The organism is Citrobacter sp., from assembly GCF_050252275.1.
Lineage (GTDB): Bacteria > Pseudomonadota > Gammaproteobacteria > Enterobacterales > Enterobacteriaceae > Citrobacter_A > Citrobacter_A amalonaticus.
Window position 1 is genome coordinate 1 of the sequence record NZ_JBFWLF010000424.1, and the last position, 2520, is coordinate 2520.

3 protein-coding genes and 1 pseudogene are annotated in these 2520 nt (G+C 53.4%); all 4 read right to left on the reverse strand.

The window, feature by feature from the left end; genetic code table 11:
* The coding region (gene atpA, locus AB7E14_RS22735) for a F0F1 ATP synthase subunit alpha (RefSeq protein WP_428170006.1) at positions 1-1360 on the reverse strand (1360 nt) is incomplete at its 3' end.
* 12 nt (positions 1361-1372) lie between these two features.
* The gene (gene atpH, locus AB7E14_RS22740) at positions 1373-1906 is read right to left on the reverse strand and encodes a F0F1 ATP synthase subunit delta (RefSeq protein ID WP_042998754.1); all 534 of its coding nucleotides are present in this window, start codon (positions 1904-1906) and stop codon (positions 1373-1375) included.
* Positions 1907-1920: 14 nt separating this feature from the next.
* A complete protein-coding gene (gene atpF, locus AB7E14_RS22745; protein ID WP_003827022.1) occupies positions 1921-2391 on the reverse strand; it encodes a F0F1 ATP synthase subunit B in 471 nt (156 codons plus the stop codon).
* Positions 2392-2450: 59 nt separating this feature from the next.
* A pseudogene (locus AB7E14_RS22750) lies at positions 2451-2520 on the reverse strand (F0F1 ATP synthase subunit C); the annotation flags it as partial.

A 2520-nucleotide genomic window follows, 5' to 3' on the forward strand; every position in this document is an offset into this window, starting at 1 on the left:
CGCGTTCAGCCGCGAACAGTACCAGGCCCTGCTGAGCAACAGACATTGGTGCGTACTGTTTCTGCTTCAGCAGCTCGGTCACTTTCTGACCGTGGCTCAGCTGTTTACGGGTTGCTTCGTCCAGATCGGATGCGAACTGAGAGAACGCAGCCAGTTCACGATACTGTGCCAGCGCGGTACGGATACCACCGGACAGTTTCTTGATAATCTTGGTCTGAGCAGCACCACCTACACGAGATACGGAGATACCCGGGTTAACCGCCGGACGAATACCGGAGTTGAACAGGTTAGTTTCCAGGAAGATCTGACCATCGGTAATCGAAATTACGTTGGTCGGAACGAACGCAGAAACGTCACCCGCCTGAGTTTCGATAATCGGCAGAGCGGTCAGGGAGCCGGTTTTACCTTTCACTTCACCCTTGGTGAAGTTCTCAACGTATTCCGCGTTAACGCGGGATGCGCGCTCCAGCAGACGGGAGTGGAGGTAGAACACGTCGCCCGGGAATGCTTCACGTCCTGGCGGACGACGGAGCAGCAGGGAAACCTGACGGTAAGCAACAGCCTGTTTAGACAGGTCATCATAAACGATCAGCGCATCTTCACCGCGATCACGGAAGTATTCGCCCATTGCGCAACCGGCATACGGCGCCAGGTATTGCAGTGCGGCAGATTCAGACGCGGTCGCTACCACAACGATGGTGTTAGACAGGGCGCCGTGTTCTTCCAGTTTACGAACCACGTTAGAAATGGTGGACGCTTTCTGGCCGATAGCCACGTACACACATTTAATGCCGGAATCACGCTGGTTGATGATGGCATCGATTGCCATCGCGGTTTTACCGGTCTGACGGTCACCGATGATCAATTCACGCTGACCACGACCGATTGGGATCATGGCATCAACGGATTTATAACCAGTCTGCACCGGCTGATCGACGGACTGACGTTCGATTACGCCTGGTGCGATAACTTCGATTGGCGAGAAGCCATCGTTATCAACCGGACCTTTACCGTCAATCGGAGAACCCAGTGTGTTAACCACACGGCCCAGCAGGCCACGGCCAACCGGAACTTCCAGAATACGACCCGTACACTTAACCTTCATACCTTCGGCGAGGTCAGCGTATGGACCCATCACCACTGCACCCACGGAGTCGCGCTCCAGGTTCAGTGCGATAGCGTAACGGTTACCCGGCAGGGAAATCATCTCACCCTGCATACAATCGGCCAGGCCGTGAATGCGGATAACACCGTCACTTACAGAAACAATAGTACCTTCGTTGTGAGCTTCACTCACAACATTGAACTGAGCAATGCGCTGCTTGATCAGTTCGCTGATTTCGGTGGAATTCAGTTGCATGCTCCAGTCCCCTTAAGACTGCAAGACGTCTGCAAGACGTTCAAGACGGCCGCGTACGCTGCCATCAATGACCATATCACCCGCACGGATGATTACGCCCGCCATTACAGACTTATCGATTTTGCAATTCAGCTTAACTTTGCGTGACAGACGTTTTTCCATCGCAGCGCTAATCTTCGCAAGCTGTTCTTCACTCAGTTCGTTCGCGGAAGTGACTTCTACCTCAGAGATAGACTCACTCGCGGCACGCAGGTGAATAAACTGCTCAAGAACATCCGGGAGCGCGTTCAGACGGTTATTCTCAGCCATCACCTTAATCAGGTTCTGACCGTTTTCGTCCAGTTGCTCACCGCAAACTGCGATAAACGACCCGGCGAGCGTTTCCGGCGCCAGTGCGCCAGAGAGAAGCTCTGCCATTTGTTCGTTCTTAGTCACCTCGGCGGCAAACGCCAGCATGTCCTGCCAGCGCTCTACACTTTGGTGTTCGACGGCAAAGTCAAAAGCTGCTTTGGCGTAGGGGCGAGCTACCGTAACAAATTCAGACATCAGCCCCTCCCTCCTTACAGTTCAGCGACAAGTTTATCCACGATGTCGCTGTTAGCAGCTTCATCCACGGAACGTTCGATGATCTTCTCGGCGCCAGCAACAGCCAGGATAGCAACTTGCTTACGCAGCTCTTCACGGGCACGTTTACGCTCGGCATCAATTTCCGCCTGCGCCTGGGCCACGATTTTAGTACGTTCCTGTTCTGCTTCCGTTTTGGCTTCGTCCAGGATCTGAGCGCGACGTTTGTTCGCCTGCTCGATGATTACCTGAGCTTCCGCCTTCGCTTTTTTCAGCTGGTCGGTCGCGCTGGCCTTTGCAAGGTCAAGATCCTTGTGTGCGCGTTCAGCAGAAGCAAGACCGTCAGCAATTTCTTTTTGACGCTTCTCGATGGCAGCCATTAACGGCGGCCATACATACTTCATGCAGAACAGAACAAACAGGACAAACGCGATGGCCTGGCCGAGGATTGTTGCGTTAAGATTCACAGCACAATGCCTCTATCTAGTTAACGTTCTGATATTGCTCTTAATTCAAGCAACGCTTACTACGCGACAGCGAACATCACGTACAGACCCAGACCTACAGCGATCATCGGGATAGCATCCACCAGACCC

Excerpts from the sequence above, each read along its gene's own strand:
- atpH (WP_042998754.1), bottom strand. The coding sequence starts at position 1,906 with ATGTCTGAATTTGTTACGGTAGCTCGCCCCTACGCCAAAGCAGCTTTT.